This window comes from Gammaproteobacteria bacterium (genome assembly GCA_013214945.1).
Lineage (GTDB): Bacteria > Pseudomonadota > Gammaproteobacteria > Enterobacterales > Psychrobiaceae > Psychrobium.
The window spans coordinates 99,127-117,899 of the sequence record JABSRT010000015.1 but is presented as its reverse complement, the minus strand read 5'-3'; the positions used below and the strand labels follow the sequence as shown (position 1 = coordinate 117,899).

18 protein-coding genes are annotated in these 18,773 nt (G+C 42.6%); 2 read left to right on the top strand and 16 right to left on the bottom strand.

Going from position 1 to position 18,773, the window contains the following annotated elements; all coding sequences use genetic code 11:
- Positions 1–111 precede the first annotated feature (111 nt).
- The 14 genes from HRU23_12930 to HRU23_12865 all read right to left on the bottom strand — a co-directional run bounded on the left by HRU23_12930 (position 112) and on the right by HRU23_12865 (position 15,124).
- Entirely contained in the window at positions 112–1,827 is a 1,716-nt protein-coding gene (locus HRU23_12930; GenBank protein NRA55043.1) for a proline--tRNA ligase, read from the bottom strand.
- A gap of 139 nt (positions 1,828–1,966) precedes the next feature.
- Complete coding sequence (tsaA, locus tag HRU23_12925; protein ID NRA55042.1) at positions 1,967–2,683, bottom strand: tRNA (N6-threonylcarbamoyladenosine(37)-N6)-methyltransferase TrmO; 717 nt, start codon at positions 2,681–2,683, stop codon at positions 1,967–1,969.
- Between the two features lie 65 nt (positions 2,684–2,748).
- Positions 2,749–3,402: a carbonate dehydratase gene (gene can, locus HRU23_12920; protein ID NRA55041.1), complete on the bottom strand. Its 654-nt coding sequence runs from the start codon at positions 3,400–3,402 to the stop codon at positions 2,749–2,751.
- A 281-nt stretch (positions 3,403–3,683) separates the two neighbouring features.
- Positions 3,684–4,655, bottom strand: a complete 972-nt coding sequence (lipA, locus tag HRU23_12915) for a lipoyl synthase (protein NRA55040.1) — start codon at positions 4,653–4,655, stop codon at positions 3,684–3,686.
- Complete coding sequence (gene lipB, locus HRU23_12910) at positions 4,648–5,319, bottom strand: lipoyl(octanoyl) transferase LipB (protein NRA55039.1); 672 nt, start codon at positions 5,317–5,319, stop codon at positions 4,648–4,650. Before lipB ends, lipA begins: the two co-directional genes overlap by 8 nt.
- A gap of 40 nt (positions 5,320–5,359) precedes the next feature.
- Positions 5,360–5,629, bottom strand: coding sequence for a DUF493 family protein (locus HRU23_12905; GenBank protein NRA55038.1), 270 nt, complete (start codon positions 5,627–5,629; stop codon positions 5,360–5,362).
- Between the two features lie 331 nt (positions 5,630–5,960).
- The gene (locus HRU23_12900; protein NRA55037.1) at positions 5,961–7,133 is read right to left on the bottom strand and encodes a serine hydrolase; all 1,173 of its coding nucleotides are present in this window, start codon (positions 7,131–7,133) and stop codon (positions 5,961–5,963) included.
- A gap of 133 nt (positions 7,134–7,266) precedes the next feature.
- Positions 7,267–8,181, bottom strand: a complete 915-nt coding sequence (locus HRU23_12895) for a septal ring lytic transglycosylase RlpA family protein (protein ID NRA55036.1) — start codon at positions 8,179–8,181, stop codon at positions 7,267–7,269.
- The gene (rodA, locus tag HRU23_12890; protein ID NRA55035.1) at positions 8,178–9,302 is read right to left on the bottom strand and encodes a rod shape-determining protein RodA; all 1,125 of its coding nucleotides are present in this window, start codon (positions 9,300–9,302) and stop codon (positions 8,178–8,180) included. The genes HRU23_12895 and rodA overlap by 4 nt, the downstream gene beginning before the upstream one ends.
- Positions 9,299–11,212 (bottom strand): penicillin-binding protein 2, encoded by a 1,914-nt coding sequence (gene mrdA / locus HRU23_12885; GenBank protein NRA55034.1) that lies wholly within the window; start codon positions 11,210–11,212, stop codon positions 9,299–9,301. Before mrdA ends, rodA begins: the two co-directional genes overlap by 4 nt.
- 194 nt (positions 11,213–11,406) lie before the next feature.
- On the bottom strand, positions 11,407–11,877 hold the full coding sequence (gene rlmH / locus HRU23_12880; protein ID NRA55033.1) for a 23S rRNA (pseudouridine(1915)-N(3))-methyltransferase RlmH: 471 nt from the start codon (positions 11,875–11,877) through the stop codon (positions 11,407–11,409).
- Positions 11,878–11,886: 9 nt separating this feature from the next.
- On the bottom strand, positions 11,887–12,228 hold the full coding sequence (gene rsfS / locus HRU23_12875) for a ribosome silencing factor (GenBank protein NRA55032.1): 342 nt from the start codon (positions 12,226–12,228) through the stop codon (positions 11,887–11,889).
- Between the two features lie 145 nt (positions 12,229–12,373).
- On the bottom strand, positions 12,374–14,041 hold the full coding sequence (recN, locus tag HRU23_12870) for a DNA repair protein RecN (GenBank protein NRA55031.1): 1,668 nt from the start codon (positions 14,039–14,041) through the stop codon (positions 12,374–12,376).
- A gap of 141 nt (positions 14,042–14,182) precedes the next feature.
- Complete coding sequence (locus HRU23_12865; protein ID NRA55030.1) at positions 14,183–15,124, bottom strand: adenosylmethionine decarboxylase; 942 nt, start codon at positions 15,122–15,124, stop codon at positions 14,183–14,185.
- A 254-nt stretch (positions 15,125–15,378) separates the two neighbouring features.
- Here HRU23_12865 and HRU23_12860 point away from each other — a divergent pair, with 254 nt between their 5' ends.
- A complete protein-coding gene (locus tag HRU23_12860) occupies positions 15,379–15,756 on the top strand; it encodes an MmcQ/YjbR family DNA-binding protein (GenBank protein NRA55029.1) in 378 nt (125 codons plus the stop codon).
- Here the strand turns inward: HRU23_12860 and nadK are convergent.
- Entirely contained in the window at positions 15,753–16,649 is an 897-nt protein-coding gene (gene nadK / locus HRU23_12855; GenBank protein ID NRA55028.1) for an NAD(+) kinase, read from the bottom strand. The two genes, HRU23_12860 and nadK, sit on opposite strands and share 4 nt — an antisense overlap.
- A gap of 199 nt (positions 16,650–16,848) precedes the next feature.
- Here nadK and grpE point away from each other — a divergent pair, with 199 nt between their 5' ends.
- Positions 16,849–17,463 carry a nucleotide exchange factor GrpE gene (grpE, locus tag HRU23_12850; protein NRA55027.1) on the top strand — a complete coding sequence of 205 codons (615 nt, stop codon included), beginning with the start codon at positions 16,849–16,851 and terminating at the stop codon, positions 17,461–17,463.
- Positions 17,464–17,905: 442 nt separating this feature from the next.
- On the opposite strand, the gene HRU23_12845 is transcribed toward grpE, so the two are convergent.
- Positions 17,906–18,607, bottom strand: a complete 702-nt coding sequence (locus HRU23_12845) for an SIMPL domain-containing protein (protein NRA55026.1) — start codon at positions 18,605–18,607, stop codon at positions 17,906–17,908.
- Between the last annotated feature and the right edge of the window lie 166 nt (positions 18,608–18,773).

Sequence of the window (18,773 nt, the reverse complement as noted above, 5' to 3'; positions counted from 1 at the left end):
AGTGAAATCAAGACCAAAACGTTACGCTGAAAAGAAACCAAAAAAATGCGCATCAGCTCTTAACTGACACGCATTACCGGCTAGCGGTGGTTTTAAACTGATTAGTTAATATTAAACTAATTTAGCTTTGATAAAATCAACCATTTGCTCAATAGCGACTTCTTCTTTAACGCCAGTCTTGCGCGATTTGTATTCTAACAGGCCGTTGTCGAGGCTACGTTGACCAATGACAACAGTATGCGGGATCCCAATAAGTTCCATGTCAGCAAACATCACGCCAGCACGCTCTTTACGGTCATCAAATAATACTTCAATGCCAGCATCTTGTAACTGTTCGTACAAGCTAGCTGCGGCGTCAGCAACTGCAGCAGACTTGTGCATATTCATTGGCACAATAACCACTTTGAATGGGGCTATTTCAGCAGGCCAGATGATGCCATTGTCATCATGGTTTTGCTCAATGGCTGCAGCAACGATTCGAGAAACACCGACGCCATAACAACCCATATTAAGGATTTGATGCTTGCCTTGCTCGTTTAAGACACCAGCGTTCATCGCTTGCGCATATTTGTTGCCAAGTTGGAAAATATGACCCACTTCAATGCCGCGCTTAATTTCAAGCTTACCTTGACCACAAGGGCTTGGGTCGCCAGCTACCACACTGCGTAAATCAGCGACTTGATAGTCAGTAACATCACGATCCCAGTTTGCACCAGTAAAGTGAACGTCATCTTTATTCGCGCCACAGACAAAATCTGCCAAATGAGCAGCGCTGCGGTCAACAATGACTGGAATATCTAATTTAACCGGGCCGATAGAGCCAGGTTTAGTACCCGTTGCACTAAGAATTTCTTCTTCGGTGGCAAACTCAAAAGGCACAGCAATTTGCGGGTGCTTTTCAGCTTTCACTTCGTTTAGCTCATGATCACCACGTAATACTAGCGCGACGATAATAGCTTTATCGCCATCAACACCTTTAACGATTAGAGTTTTCACGGTCGACGTAGGATCAACAGCTAATAAAGTAGCGACATCGTCGATAGTTTTAACATTAGGTGTGTCTATCGCAGTCAGCTCTTGCTGTGGTGCAGGGCGTTCGCCAGTAGGCGCAAGCGCTTCGGCTTTTTCGATGTTAGCGGCATAATCAGAACCGTCACTAAAGACAATTGCATCTTCACCAGACTCGGCTAATACATGGAACTCATGCGATAGCGCGCCACCAATGCTGCCACTGTCGGCAAGTACTGGACGGTAATCTAAACCTAGGCGGTCAAAAATGCGGCAGTAAGCCGTGAACATTTCTTGGTAGGTCTTTTCCATACACTCATCAGACAAATGGAATGAATAAGCGTCTTTCATCATAAATTCGCGTGCGCGCATTACGCCAAAACGAGGACGCACTTCATCACGGAATTTGCTCTGAATTTGAAACAAATTAAGCGGTAGTTGCTTATAGCTTTTTAATTCTTTGCGAACCAGTTCAGTAATGACTTCTTCATGAGTTGGGCCTAATACGAACGGACGGTTGTGGCGATCTTTTATCCGTAATAACTCAGGACCAAATTGATCAATACGACCTGTTTCGTCCCATAAATCGGCAGGTTGTACCATTGGCATCAATACTTCTACTGAGCCGGCACGGTCCATTTCCTGGCGTACAATGTTAGCGACCTTTTGCATTACTCGTAAGCCAGAAGGCAACCAAGTATATAAGCCCGATGCTAAACGACGTACCATACCAGCACGGATCATTAACTGGTGGCTAATGATCTCAGCATCATTGGGGGTTTCTTTTTGGGTGGCTAATAAGTAGCGGGTAGTACGCATAAACAAACACCTTTGCAAATAATTTGATTTTAAAAAATAAAGCCGAATTGTAGCAGGTGTTTTTGGTTAACACACGTAACAATACTGCGGATTGGTCTAATACGTGACGATAGGTTTTAGCTTAATTTCACCTATCACGCTACACCTTAGAAATTTGGGTCACTAAGGTGTGCAGGCCACAGACTTGCCATTGAATATTAAAGTCATATAAACGTACCCCATATTGCTGGAGCTTGCCGTCATTTTGCTTGTAGGCCGGGCGCGGATCTTGTTGCAATATTTGACTAATTAATTGCGCCAAGGCTGGATATTGCTGTTGCTGCGCAATAACCTGTTGAGCTTGTGGACTAAATTCAACTGTCATTTCAATGTCGGGCGACAACTCGGCAAACCCTGCCTCGGCGTCGATAGCGTCGCTGTAGGGAATATAAGGTTTAATATCAAGCACCGGCGTGCCATCAAGTAGATCAAGGCCGCTCACTTCTAATGCCGCCTGATTGTTCTTTATGATCACTCGCTCGAGCTTAACCGCTGACATGCCGATGCTGTTGGGCCTGAACGTTGAGCGAGTGGCAAACACGCCGGTTTTTTTGTTGCCGCCAAGACGAGGTGGTCGCACTAACGGTCGCCACCCTTGATCGGCAGTTTGATGAAAGCGGAAAATAATCCATAAGTGAGAAAATTGTTCAATATCGCGCACCGTATCTGGATGACTGTAGTCCGGCGCTAGTCTAATAATACCCAAAGCAGCACTGGCTAAACGTGGTTGGCGCGGAATGGCAAATTTTTCTTTAAAGGGTGATTCAATATGGCCAATAGCACTGATTGGATACTGCGGAGCATTAGGTGAAGACATGGTGGCCTCAATGGCGAAATTAATGCCCGAGATTTCATCAAATCTCGGGATGAAATAAGAAAATACTAACTTGGAATTTGTAGGTTTTTAATAACGTTTTGGTAAACATCAACCGCTTCATTACTGTTGGTGATCGAGGTTTCTAAATCATGCAGTTTGCCGTCATGAACACCGTAAATCCAACTATGGAGCTGTAAGTCTTGGCCGCGTAACCACGCGTCTTGCACTATTGACAGTTGCGACACATTCATCACTTGCTCAATGACGTTAAGTTCGCATAACCGATCTTGGCGTAGTTTAACATCACTGATCGATCGTAGATGAGCTTGGTGTTTATGTTGGATATCTTTAATGTGACGTAACCAATTATCGACCAAGCCTAATTTTGCATTATTCATCGCCGCGATAACACCACCACAACCGTAGTGACCAGTCACGATAATATGTTTTACTTTTAATATATCAACCGCGTATTGAATAACCGACAAACAGTTAAGATCGGTATGTACTACAGCATTGGCGACATTACGATGTACAAATAACTCACCAGGTTTTAGACCAACAATCTCATTGGCAGGGACTCGGCTATCAGAACAGCCAATCCACAAATACTCTGGTTTTTGCTGTTCACTTAATGTTTTAAAAAAACCAGGTTCATTGGATTCGACTTCTTTAGCCCAATGTTTGTTGTTATCAAAAAGGTGTGACAAAAAATTCATTGGGAAACTCTCATAATATAAATCTTAGATGGATCATAATAACGGTATATTAATGATATATAAAGTACTTATGTTCTGGTCGGATCGCTTGGTACTCGCTGGGTTTGGTTCAAAATAATCGACGTGAAACTGGTGGTTAAAAATCAACCTATACTGCCGGTGGTTTCTGATGAGAAGTACAAAGATTGGAACTAACGACGATGATAATGTGAGCGCAGTAACCAAACTTTATTGGTTATTGCGCTAAGTGGGATAACTAAGCCGGCGATTAAAGAGCCTAGTTATTTTATTTCTTTACCAGCAGCTTGCATGTCGGCATGGTAACTAGAACGAACCATTGGTCCACAAGCGGCGTGGGTAAAACCAAGTTCTTTCGCTATTTCACCCAGTGCGTCAAACTCTGCTGGTGGTACGTAGCGTTTAACGGGTAAATGGTGCTTACTTGGCTGTAAATATTGGCCTAACGTAAGCATCTCAACATTGTGATCGCGTAAGTCTTTTAATACCGCAGCAATCTCATCATTGGTTTCGCCCAGTCCCATCATTAAGCCCGACTTAGTCGTCACTTCTGGGTGCATTTCTTTAAAGCGGCGTAATAACTCTAACGAATTTTTATAATGAGCGCCGGGACGCACTTCACGGTATAAATGCGGTGCTGTTTCTAAATTGTGGTTAAAAACATCAGGTGGCTCGGTGCTTAGGATCTCAAGCGCTTTGTCCATCCGGCCTTTAAAATCAGGCACCAATATTTCAATTTTTATTGAAGGTACTTCAGCACGAATAGCTTTAATACAATCGGCAAAGTGTTGAGCGCCACCGTCACGTAAATCATCACGATCGACCGAAGTAATGACCACATATTTTAACTTCATATCACGCACTGTTAGGGCGAGTTTCTCAGGCTCTTCGGCGTTGACTGGTAGCGGTCTGCCATGTCCAACATCGCAAAATGGGCAGCGGCGAGTACAAATAGCGCCAAGGATCATAAACGTTGCCGTGCCATGGGTGAAACATTCGCTTAAGTTAGGGCAAGAAGCCTCTTCACACACAGAGCTGAGGTTATGCTTACGCATAGCGCTTTTAATTTCATCAATTTTAGCGGTGCTACGAGGTAATTTAACTCTGAGCCAGCTAGGTTTGCGTAACACTTCGGCTTTTGGGGTTTCGACCACTTTGATCGGAATAAACGCCATTTTGTCGGCGTCGCGAAGTTTTTCGCCAGCGACTAATTTTGATTGTTTTAAGTTACTCATGGGTGAATCCTGTAACGTGCTCTAGATTAATATAACCTAAGCGTTGGGCAATAATCTTGGTTAAATTTTTCTCAACCGACGCCAACTCAATGGGACCGCTAAGATCATTGATTTGGACCATTTCAAGACCGCTGTAACCACAAGGGTTTATCCGTTTAAACGGGCCGAGATCCATATCAACATTAAGGGCCAATCCGTGGAAGGAACAGCCCTTGCGAATTCGTAATCCGAGACTGGCTATTTTTTTACCATCGACATATACGCCGGGTGCATCGGGTTTTGGGTACGCCTTTATATCATAGATATTGAGCAATTCAACTAAGCTTTGTTCAATATGGGTCACCAAGTCACGAACGCCACACTTTAACCGGCGAATATCTAATAAGAAATAAGCGACTAATTGGCCCGGTCCATGATAGGTTACTTGACCGCCACGATCGACCTTTACCACCGGAATATCGCCGGGAAATAAGAGATGCTCTTCTTTACCTGCTTGTCCCTGGGTAAAAATCGGATCGTGTTCAACCAACCAGATTTCATCACGTGATTGTGCATCACGCGTATCAGTATAGTCTTGCATTGCATGCCAGACTGATTCGTAATCCCGACGATTTAATTGTCGGATAACTAAATTGTTCGCTGGTGCTGCGCCGTTATTTGACATGAAACCCCTTTAATTGCTGCCAATTATCTACTATTTCTTCCTAAAGCACGTAACGTACAATATCGATCGCCGAAAGTTCGGTATAAAGTAACTCGATTTGTTGTTTGCTTTGTACGCGCACAGTATATGAAATTGAGTTATATTTTCCGCTACTGCTCGCTCGAATGCCAGGCTTTTGCTTATAGTCGCCAGGGGCATGCAAATCAAAAACTGCGTTAACAACATTTGGTAATTCATCTTGAGCTAGGCCCATGATACGAAAGCCAAAGTCACAAGGAAAATCGAGAATTTCATCAAAATTTGTGTCCATTAAAATCTCCAACACAAAGGGTCGCCAAGGAAAAACATGTGCTGTCTAACTTGGCAGAATTATTTTAATACCACAGTGTTTAACGCAATTACGCCGCTGCTGTGGTGATACGTATCGAATAAAAATATTGGGGTAGCTGTGACATACCTTATACCAATTCTATTTAAACCATCATGCCAATGACAAACATTGGTGATAACGGTCTAGCAATGAGATTAGCGCCTTGGTAGGGTAAGCTCGATAACCTACTATTTTATCTCATTCGTCGGTTGGCGGCTAGTCGAAAAAAAACCATCAATCATGATGGTTTTTTACTGACTTTTCGTGCTGATTAATTAAACCAAGTTGCGACCATTTGCTTAAAGTAATCCATCGTGCGTTTAAACCAACTGCCAAGTTCAACCTCATTTAAGGTCACTAGTGGATATTGGGCTAACTCTTTGCCGTCTAGTTGAATATAAACCGTGCCAACAACTTCGCCTTTGGCAATAGGTGCTTCAAGCGCTTTGTTTAACTCGAAGCTTGCTTTAAGATTTTTAGCTTGCCCACGACGGATGGTCAATGGGGTGCTGGCTGTTACGCCTAAATCAACCACATTAGTTTTGCCGTACCAGATATCCTGACTCGCAAATTTGTGGCCTGCTGGGTATGGGGTAACTGTTTCAAAAAAGCGGAAGCCATAGTTTAATAATTTTTTACTTTCACTGGTGCGGGCTTGTTTACTGTTGGTGCCCATGACGACGGAAATCAGGCGCATGCCGTCTTTTTCAGCCGATGATACCAAGCTATAACCGGCGTTCGAGGTGTGACCCGTTTTCATGCCGTCGACATTTAGGCTTTTGTCCCACAATAGCCCATTACGGTTATACTGCTTTATCTTGTTATAAGTGAACGACTTTTCGCTGTAAAGCTTATACTCTTCAGGTGTTTCACTAATAATTGCACGGGCGAGCACTGACATATCAAAGGCGGTTGTTTTGTGTAAATCACTGTCGAGCCCGTGACTGTTTTCGAAAAAGCTCGAGTCCATGCCCAGCTCGGTGGCGACCGTATTCATTAGATCGGCAAAACCATCTTCGGTGCCGGCGATATACTCAGCCATGGCGACACAAGCATCGTTGCCTGATTGAATGACGATACCGCGATTAAGATCGGCGACCGACACATCGGTGCCGACCTCAATAAACATCACTGATGAGCCAGGAAAGTTCTTGGCCCAAGCATTTTTGCTGATAGTGACTTGATCAGTTTGTTTGATATTGCCCGATTTTAGCTCACGACCAATAATGAAGCTGGTCATTAGCTTGGTTAAACTCGCTGGTGCTAGCTGATCATTGGCGTTGTTCTCAGCCAAAATTTGACCGGTGGTATTATCAATTAAGATATAACTTTTAGCGGCTACAGTGGGCGCATTGGGGGTAATCATCGCGGCTTGGCTGGTGCTTGATGCCAGTAAAACAGCAGATGCGACCAGGGTTTTTAAACCAATAATGTACTTACTCATGAAATCGTCATATCCAGTAATATTATCATCTGCGACTGAAGCCATAACGCACTAGCTGCTGGCAGATGATGTTGGTGAAAGAGAAACTGCCCAGTATTACAACGGAGGCAGAAAATAAGTTAATAGTAACGGGTTACAGCATTTTGATAAATGCTTTTGGATAATTATCTGTGATTTTTTTTAAGATTAGATCACAGTTTTGTTTGCCGGCTAATGGCCCTAGTTGCATCCGAACGAAGCGGCCTGCAGGTTCAAGTTGGCTTGTCACTTGGTATTGTTTGGCTATTTTTGATAGCTGTGTTTGCGCGGTTTGTTTATTAGAGGTGGCGGCTAATTGCACCACACAGCGAGATTGTTTGGCTGGCGCTGGATCTAATAGGACTGGGTGAGCCGATTTATCGATAGCCGTTTGCGCTGGAGTTAGTGCTGGTGTTAACACTGGCGATAGTGCAGGAACTGATACCGGAATTAGCTCTGGCGCGGGATTGGGACTAAACGTTAGCACTTCAATTTTTACCCGAGTCGTGCCAGCATTTAACATACCTAAGCGGTGAGCTGCACCATAAGACAAATCGATAATGCGATTAGGGTGGAATGGACCGCGATCGTTAACCCTGACCACCACTTCTTTATTATTGACTAAGTTAGTGACCTTAACAAAACTGGGCAATGGCAGTTGAGTATGCGCTGCTGATAAACCATACATGTCATAAGTTTCACCATTTGAGGTCAGGTGACCATGAAACTTCTGTCCATACCATGAAGCATTGCCTATTTGTTGAAAGTCAGTGGCTTGTTTGAGCACTTGATAGCTAATGCCCCGCACCGTGTAGTTTTTATTGCCGCCACGAGAATAGGGCTCGAAACCAGGGATAATATCGCGGGTTTCAGTGACCGTAGGCAGGCGCACTGGCGCTTTATCTTGTTTGATACTGTAACGAGACTTAGTTTCGGGGGTATTGCTACAACCAATGATAAAAGTGGTAATGAAAAGTAAAGCAAAAAAACGCATGTTAACCTCTGGCATAGAAAATTGGTTGGTGATCATTTATTGAACCTGCGATGGGTATGGATGCTCATTAGTAGTCCAAAACCTAACATCAGCGTTAACATCGAGGTGCCGCCGTAACTGATCAAAGGTAGCGGAACGCCAACAACGGGCAACAGCCCAGATACCATGCCAATGTTGACAAACAGATACACAAAAAAAGTGAGGGTAATGCTGCCTGCTAATACTCTGGAAAAAGGATCTTGAGCCCGAGTTGCAATAATCAGCCCGCGAGCAATCACAAACATATAAAGGCACAATAATCCGATGACCCCCATTAGGCCAAATTCTTCACAGAATACTGAAAAGATAAAATCTGTATGGCGCTCCGGTAAAAATTCGAGCTGCGATTGAGTGCCATTTAGCCAGCCCTTGCCAGTGAGGCCACCAGAGCCAATTGCAATTTTTGATTGGATTATATGATACCCAGAACCTAATGGATCGCTTTCAGGATCTAAGAAGGTTAATACTCGTTGGCGCTGGTATGGGCGCATTAAAAAGTACCACAAAATTGGGATGAAGGCTGAAATGGCGCCAGCAAAAGACAAAATAATTCGCCAACTCATGCCGGCTAAAAACAACGCAAAGATCCCCGCGCTGGCGACCAAAATTGATGTGCCTAAATCAGGTTGCTTGGCAATCAGTAAGGTAGGGATTAATACAATAACAAACCCGATCATCACATGTTTCAGTTGCGGCGGCAGCGCGTGGCGGGTAATAAAATGGGCAATCATAATCGGCAAAATTAATTTCATTGCCTCGGAGGGCTGAAATTTAGCAAAACCAAAATCAAGCCAGCGCTGCGCGCCTTTGCCAACATGACCAAACAATAAGGTAGCAATGAGCATGGCGACGCCAAATGTAAACAAAGGCAGGGCCCAGCGACGAATCGTGTCGGGTGGGATCTGAGCGACGACGAACATCACTGCTAACGATATGACAATATGCAAAGCTTGGCGTTTTACCAAACCAATACTTGCCCCTGATGCGCTATAAATAACGATCAACGAGACGCCCATTAACAACAGCAGGCCTAATAATAACGGGATATCGAGGTGAATTCGATGCCAGAAAGATGCCTTGCGGGCATAACCTCTTTGGTCAGAATTTGATGGCATCATAATACGGGATCGCCTGAAGGTTGCTGTTGTTTAACGAGAGAGGGCTGTAAGGTGGAATTAATATGCTCGAGGTAAATATCAAATATTTCTCGCGCGATAGGCGCGGCACTACTGCCACCATGGCCGGCATTTTCAATCGCGACTGATATCGCTATTTCAGGTTTATCAAACGGGGCGTAACCGACGAAAATAGCATTGTCTCTTAGCCGTTCATGTATTTTATCTTTATCATATTTTCCATCTTCGGCGATCCCAACAACTTGGGCCGTACCGGTTTTTCCTGCTGATTCGTAAGGGGCATCACCAAATACTTTATAGGCGGTACCGCCACGTTTATTGGTCACATTCCACATGCCTTTATGGATGATATTCCAATTATTATTGTCTTTCAAAGTAATAGTAGCGGCCTGTTTAGCAGGAATTTGGATTAGTCCTTGTTCACTCTGACTGGCGCCAAGTAACTGCGGCACAAAAATCTTGCCATTGGTTGCTAAGGTCGCGGTTGATTTTGCTAATTGCAATGGTGTGACCGTCCAGTAACTTTGGCCGATGCCTAATGAAATGGTATCACCGATGTACCAAGGTTGATTGTAACGAGCGCGTTTCCAACCTCGAGATGGCATAATGGCACTTTTTTCTTCATGAATGTCGATACCGGTATATTCACCAAAACCAAACTGGGTCATATAATTACTTAGTTTATCAATGCCAAGTCGATAGGCCACATCATAAAAATAGGTATTACATGATTTTTCAAGCGCTTTATATATATTGACTTTGCCATGGCCCCATTTTAAGTGGTCACGGAATTTTCGGTTAACATTGGGTAATTTGAACCAGCCGGGGTCATTAATATAGGTTCGATCCGAGATTATTTTTTCTTCCAAAGCCGCTAAGGCAATGAAGGGCTTAACGGTTGATGCTGGTGGATAAGTGCCTTGAGTCGCACGGTTAATCAGCGGTTTGTCTCTAGAAAGTAATTTATTGTACTCTTTAGACGAAATACCATGAACAAATAAATTCGGATCATAACTGGGACTCGTTACCAAAGCTAATACCGCACCATTATTTGGATCGATGGCAACGACTGAGCCCCGTCGTCCCTCAAGCATATCAAAAGCGCGCTGTTGCAGTTTTACATCAATGTTTAAATATAAGTCTTGGCCGTGAGTTGGCGGATGGTAATTTAGCACCCGAATAATTCGTCCGCGGTTATTGACCTCAACTTCCTGATGTCCAGGCGTGCCGTGAAGCAATCGTTGGTAATACTTTTCAATGCCTTGCTTGCCAATATCACGCGTCGCCGCGTAAACCGTTTCTTCATTATTAGCCGATATCGTGGCTTGCTCTTTTTTGGTTATTCTTGCCACGTAACCAAGTACGTGAGTCAAAGATGGACCATAAGGATAAAATCTTTTGAGCCGCGCATCAATCCTTACGCCGGTGAGCTGATGAAGATTGACCGATATTTTTGCGACTTCGGTCGGACTCAATTGATTCTTTAAGGTTATGCTTTTAAAGCGTCGTTGTGACTTGACCGACTTCATAAACCGAGTATGTTCGGCTTCGCTTAACTCAATAATACTGCTGATGGTAGTTAAGGTTTGCTCAATCGATTCGATTTGTTCAGGGATAAGCTCAAGGCTGTGGACTGGTTTGTTTTCAGCCAGTAATACACCGTTGCGATCATAAATTAAGCCGCGATTAGGTGCGACGGGAATAAGCTTAATTCTATTGCCATTAGCACGGGTCTGGTAATCTTCATACAGATTAATTTGAATTTGATACAGATTGGTAAACAGCACTAACACTAATACAATAACACCAATAAAGGCTAACAGAGCCCGGCGCAGAAATAATGTGTTTTCAGCATTAAGATTACGGATCGGTGCCCGTTTATTTAGAAACATGCGCTCAGCTTATCCTTTATAACTAAGATATGGACGAAACAAATTGGAGATAGTTCCTTAATTTTAAAATAAAATTAGTAATATTAATGAACTATTCAATTTTTTAACCAGGATATACACACCTAGTGTACCCTTGGTTGCCATGATCAGACGTTTAGCTCGTGGAAACGGTCAACTTATTGGTGTAATTGATATTACTCTCTATGGTAAGGGTGATTGTTGTTGATGCTCCAAGCACGGTATAGCGCTTCGGCAACAATAACACGGACCATCGGATGAGGTAAGGTGAGTGGCGATAACGACCAACGCTGTTCAGAAGCGCGGATACAGTCGGGTGCTAGTCCTTCGGGACCACCGACCAGCAAACTGACATTACGGGCGTCTACTTGCCATTTTTCTAAGTTTATCGCAAGTTGTGGGGTGGTCCAAGGTTTCCCTTCAACCTCTAAGGTGACAATGCGATTCCCCTTAGGGACAGCGGCCAGTGTTAATTCGCCTTCTTTTTGTAAAATTCTTTTGATATCGGCATTTTTACCGCGCTTACCCGCAACTATTTCAACAACTTCTACGGTGCAATCACGCGGAAAGCGGCGCAAGTATTCTTGCAAACCGCTTTCAACCCAGCTTGGCATCTTAGTGCCTACTGCAATAATTTGAATTTTCATCGAACTGATTTAAGGAGCTAGGTGTTTAGATTCACCGTTCCAAAGCTCTTCTAACTTATAGAAATCGCGGCTGTAATCGTCCATTACATGAACAACAACTTCGTTCATGTCGAGAAGAACCCAGCCACCTTCTTTGATGCCTTCGATGCCTAGTGGTGGAACGCCGGCTTTTTTCGCTGCAACCAATAAGCTGTTGGCAATAGAACGGCAATGACGAGAAGAATTACCTGAACAAATAATCATTTTATCTGTGATGGCCGAAAGATCAGTAATGTTTAATGTTACGATATCACGAGCTTTCATGTCTTCTAGGTTTTTGACTATAAAATCAAGTAGTTGAGTGCCTTGCAATGGATTACCCTTAAATTGGTATAAAATTAAAGGATATATTTTATCATTGTATTGGCTTATCTAACAGTGCTGGTCTCACATATTTGACCAGCCACTAGGTAAGTTTATGCTTAGTGGCTCAAATTTTTGTCATGTTGTGCTTAATTTAATGGCTAATTAGTAGTTCTTGAGCATTAGCCACCGCTGTATGACTAATAGAATTACCGCCGAGCAGCCGAGCGAGTTCAAGCACTCGTGTTTCTTCGCTTAACGCTAACATAGTGGTTGAAGTCGTTTTACCATCAGTATGTTTAGCGACTTGCAACTGTTGGTGACCGCAAGCGGCTACTTGCGGTAAGTGAGTGACACAAATAATTTGGGTGCTTTTACCCAGTTCTCGTAACATTGCGCCAACTGTAGCGGCTGTCGGGCCACTGATGCCGACATCTACTTCATCAAAAATTAGGGTTGGGGTTGCGACTTTATCGGCAGTTATGACCGAAATTGCCAAGCTAATACGCGACAGCTCGCCACCCGAAACAACTTTATGCAAGGGTTCTAGTGGTTGCCCTGGGTTGGTCGTGACTTTAAATTCGATGGCGTCTTGGCCTAGCAGGGAAATTTGTTCGGTTGGTTTGGCATTAAGTGCGATCTCGAATATGCCATGTTCCATGCTAAGGCGGCGCATCGACTTCATAATCAGTTTATTTAATTTTTGGGCATATTTAGATCGGCTAGCAGACAAAAAATCAGCGGCAATAACATACTGCGCCTTAATCTCAATCAACTGATCTGCCAATTTCTCTATTCGTGCTTCGTTACCACTTAAGCGGGCTAATTCATCTTTTATTTGTTGATGTAGTGCCGGGATTTGTTGGGGCTGAATTTGGTGCTTACGCGCTAACTGCATCGCTTTGCTAAGTCTTAATTCTAGCTCGGCTAATTGCTGAGGATCTTGCTCAAGTTGTTCGCTGTATTGATTTAATTCATTACTGCTTTCTTGAATCTGGATCAACGCGGCATTAATCATTTCACTAATGCCGACTAATGCTTGGTCATGTTCAACTAAATCACTAATCGAACTACTTGCTTGATTCAGCATGCCTTCTATATTTGAATCTGCGCTATCACTTAGCTGTTCAAGCAGTTGGTAACACTGGGTTTTTATTGAGTCGCTGTTCGCTAGTCGAGTATGTTGCGCTTCAATCTGTTCAAATTCGCCTTCAATTAAGGCAAATTGATCAAATTCTTCCACTTGATATTCGAGTAATTGAACCTTAGCGCTATATTCATGTTGCTGTTGTTTTAGCTGACTTAATTCTTTGTTGACCAGCTGATAACTGAAGTAACTTCGTTCAACTTGCTCGAGCAATTTTTTGTGACTGGCGTACTGATCGAGTAATTTAAGCTGTATTACTGGATCTAACAAACCTTGATGGGCATGTTGGCCGTGAATGTTTAGTAATAATAGTCCAAGCTCTTTTAGATGACTAATGGGTACCGCGATCCCATTTATATAACCTTTAGAGCGACCTTCTTTGGATATTGTCCGCCTGACAATACACTGGTTATCTTTGTCTAAATCATGCTGGCTCAGAAACTTAGCTGCCGCTTTATTGGTTGCGATATTAAATTGACCACAGATGTCGGCTCTATTTGCGTCGGTACGAACCATGCCGGCTTCACCACGCCCGCCTAAGCATAACGATAATGCATCAATGGCAATTGATTTTCCCGCACCCGTTTCACCCGTGATGGTAGTCATACCCGGTTGCAATTCAATATCGAGAGATTGAACAATGGCAAAATCATTAATGGTTAGCTGCGTTAACATGGTGTCACCCTGTGGTTGATTGTATACAGTGGTACATACAGTACATGGCTATTTATACAGTATATTTAGTGTTGGTCAAGTTTTCAGCCGATAAATATTATGAAAACCGCTACAATCAGGGTGCATTCTGGGACTATCTGACTAAATTTTGAGTGAGTTAGGCGCTATTGCTTGCTGAGTGGGTTTGATAAAGCTGGCAAAATCCACATGCTCGTTACAACTTAACGTACTCGCAACTACTTGATGGCTAAGGTAGGGCGCGGGAATGTAATAGGCTGTTAATGCCGAAAATTCAGGGGCATTAAAAGCGATCAAGTCAAAAGAGCTAGGCGCTAATATTTCTAATAACAGCGGCAACAGTGGCATTAAATTAAGGTTTGTTTCAATGCTGACGTAACTTGAATGTTCTTGTGGGGTGATATGAATGGTTAAATAGTTTTGCCCAGCAATGGCATTTAACGAATAGCCATAGGGTTCAAAGACAAAGTCATCGTAGCTGAAATTTGGTAAAAATTGATCAAGGCGTAAAAATTTACGCACCAGATCAGTGGTAAGCTTGGGCTGACATAAAATAGCTGAGGCTTTGCGGCTAATTTGATAGCTAAGCAATTCGTAGCTAGGGTTGATGTGCGTTGACGCTAAAGGTTTGTTTAAATGGTAAAGGTAATTGTGGTGACTATTTAAACTGCCAAAGCGGCAAGCTTGGCCATCAAAATATTTTTGTAAAATTTTAGCATCATCATTAAAGCAGCTGGGTTGTGCATGGGCGAAGAATTCATTTTTTCGCTGAAAAATTAAGCCAATAATTATATTGCTTTCGACTTGGCTGACAAAAAACTCAATCGCATTAACCAAACTCGTGGTACCACAGGTCAGGATAACAAAACGATCGTGCCAGACAAATAAACTCGATTCCGACAGTAAATAAGCGGTGCAGTCTTGATTTGAAATTTTTGACAAAACTTTCGCTTGGCATTGTTCAACTAATAAATGCCAAAAATCATCATCAAAATCTTTTAATAGTGAAAGTCGGGTATTATCGATGGTTATTGTTGCTTTTTTCTCGGAGCCTTCAAAAAACAAGGTGACGTGCCTCACTTGGGTAGTTGTACATTTAGATTATATAGTTAAGCCGCGTGTGACCGAAAGAATTTAAGTTAATATCAACCATTAGCTGCAATGGCGTCCAATTGTATTGCTAAACGACGACATTGGACGTTAATTTTGCTAAAAGTGCTTAACAATCTGAAAAAACACTTTTTTTTACTATACTCTAAAATTATTGATATAAGTAAGCAGTAACTGCGCTCACCAAATTATGTTGTATTGGAGGCTAAATGGATAATCACGAAAAATATAAGCAATATTTATTGGGAAAACCCTATGCACTATTAGATCACCCTTTCGGATTGGCAGTGATGGTCTTTAAGGTCAAAGGTAAAATGTTTGCGTCAGTTACAACCGATCGTGCCAGTGGCTTGTGTGCGCTTAATTTAAAATGTGATCCCGATGAAGCCTTAGCACTGCGTGATATTTATGATGCAATAACTGCCGGTTATCACATGAATAAAATGCACTGGAATACCGTAGTCATTGATGGTTCAATCGCCGCTGGGGAAATTGAACGGATGATCGATAATTCCTTTAATTTAGTCGTTACGTCTTTGCCTAAAAAAGTATTAAAAACTATGGCCTTAATTGATTCTCAAGCTTAAGGTTTACGCCTTACAACCTTTTGCTCGTTCCAATTTAATTTACTGCGCAAGACTTCGTAGTAGCTGTATCCTGTTGGGTGAATTAACTGCAGCAGGTTGGTACATTTCTTAATGATGATTTCATCACCGGGTTGTACGGCTAAGGTAACTTGTCCGTCACAGCTTAGTTGGATTTGATCATCGGTATAATTTGGGATCCGCAGCTTAATTTGACTATTACCGGCAATCACTATTGGTCTTGAACTTAATGTATGCGGAAACATTGGGACCAGCGAAATAGCATCCATATTCGGGGTTAAAATCGGGCCGCCACCAGACAGTGAATATGCTGTCGAACCTGTTGGGGTCGCAGTGATTAAACCATCAGAGCGTTGATGGTAAACAAACAAGTCGTCAATATATAGCTCGAACTCAATCATGTGTGCGACTTTTTCAGCGTGCAAGACAACTTCATTCATGGCGGTATTGGTGCTTTTCATCATGCCATGACGAAAAATTTGGGCTTCGAGCAGAAAACGTTGCTCAATCAGGTGCTCCCCTTGTAATATCTGGCATAGTGGCGCTTCTAAATTGTCGGGATCCAAATCGGCTAAAAAACCAAGATTACCGCGGTTAACGCCAACTACGGCAATGTCATAACGCGCTAAAACCCTTGCGCTGCCGAGCATATGGCCATCACCACCAATGACAATGGCTAAGTCACAACGTTCACCTATTGTGGTAAGTTCGACCCGTTCAAGCGCTAGTTCCTCAAGGTCTTGACCGACCATTTCTTCAACTAAGACTTGATAATCAAGAGATATGAGCAAGTGATAAAGCTCAGATAATGTTTGACTGGTGGCATGATGATTGGCTTTACCAACCAGACCAATGGTGTTAAATGGGCGCTTCATAGTATAAATATTTACCTGACAGAGATAATAGCAAGTATACCCCCATCTTTTTAGATTGCGCCACAAAAACAAGGTGTTAATTTTGTGGACGGGCAAGAAATTTAACTTGCGTTGTTAATTTTGGTTTTTACTCTTGAATCAAAAAATTTGATCCCCATAATAAACAGCATAAGTATTAAACATTGAATTTGGAAAAATGATGAGCGATAAAGATTTAGATGGCCAGCCACAGGATGTTGAATTACAAGAAACACCTGTCGTTGAAAAAGATATTACCCCTGAATTAGCTGACGACGGTGTTATCGTTGATTCAATGGAACAGCGCATTATTGAACTTGAGCTAGCGTTAGCGAAAAGCGAAGAAAAAGTTGCTGCACAACAAGATGGTGTTTTACGTGGTCGTGCCGATATTGAAAATATGCGTCGTCGCGTTAGCATTGATGTAGAAAAAGCGCATAAATTTGCACTTAATAAATTTGCGTCAGAATTATTACCTGTAGTTGATAACTTAGATCGTGCCTTATCATCAATTGATAAAGACAACGAAGAGTTTAAGTCAATTATTGAAGGTATTGAGATGACACTTAATAGCTTTACTACTGCGCTGGATAAATCAGGTGTTAAGCAAATAAACCCAGTGGGCGAAATATTCAACCCAGAATTGCATCAAGCAATGACCATGATTGAAGTCCCTGGCGCTGAGCCAAACTCGGTCATTGACTGCATGCAAAAAGGTTATGAGCTAAACGGTCGTTTGTTACGCCCGGCGATGGTTGTCGTTGCTAAACCTGCACCATTAGATACGAAAGCTTAAATTAAAAGTTATTGCCAAGCTAAGACGTTAGCTTGAGTCAAAGAAAAGCCAGTTTGCAATGCAAACTGGCTTTTTTATGTTTACGACTAAATGGATTTAGGAGGTAGAGTAACGCAGGAGCAGTTACCGAGGATGAACGGTCAAGCTTTTTGCTCCTGCAAAGCTTAAGTACATGCATCCCTGCATGCAATGTCGCGGTGCCAAGGACGGCATAGAGCGACGATGTTTACGACTAAATGGATTTAGGAGGTAGAGTAACGCAGGAGCAATTATCGAGTCAGGAAATTAGTTCCAGACATTTCCTAAGTAGCACCATCCCTGGTGTCACAGGTTTTAAGTTCCAGACAAAACCTAAGTACCACCATCCCTGGTGGCAATAGCATAGAGCGGCGATGCTTACGACTAAATGGATTTAGGAGGTAGGGTAACGCAGGAGCAGTTTTTAGTTAAACACCAGTTGAATTTGACCACTAACCCGGACATTTATTTTGCTGGTACCGCTGCTAACGGAAGGTGCTGACATGTTCTCTGCTGACATCGACATTGCTGATTTCATCATCATGGATCGGGCTTGCGGCATAAATTGCATGCCGGAGTTAACATCAACATTAACCACTCGGTAGCTATCAGCGCCCATTGTTTGCTGAATTAAGGTCGCACGCGCTTTAAATTGGTTCAGTGCCGTCACTGATAATTTATCTTGGACGTTGTGACGAACCTTTTTACTGATTTCAAATTTCATGCTCGACAGTTTTAACTGTGATTGCAGTTTACCTATTAAGTCGGTCATTTGCTTAACGTCGCTGCTTTTTAAAATGAGTTGTTGCGACGCTTGCCAACCGGAAATTTTTTGGCGCTGATAAGTGGGGTGAGTCTGGTAATTTCCCGTTTGATAATTTATATCTGAGCTTGAGGCTAGTATTTTTAGCGCTGCGTTCATCTGCTGATTAACTTTGTTACTAACGGTAGCGGAACTTTGCGCTTGATGGGAAGCGGTCAGTGTTACCTTCATTATGTCATTATCAACCTGTTCTTCAGTAGCGGCCACCAGTTGATAGAGATTAAAGTTCAGCTCGGTCGCTGAAGCGGCCAGTGAGAAAGTCGTCAATAATAAGCTAATGAATAGTTGGTGTAGTTTATACATCGTAATTCCTTAAAGTTTGCCAATATTTTAGAAATGAAATGAATACCATAACAGGGCGCGGTAGTTGGTTAATAATTCTTTTGGGCAAAAACAAAAAAAAGTTCAATTATTTTTCAAACTTGCCTTGGCATTTGAAATTGCACCCCCATATATAATTCTAAGCAAA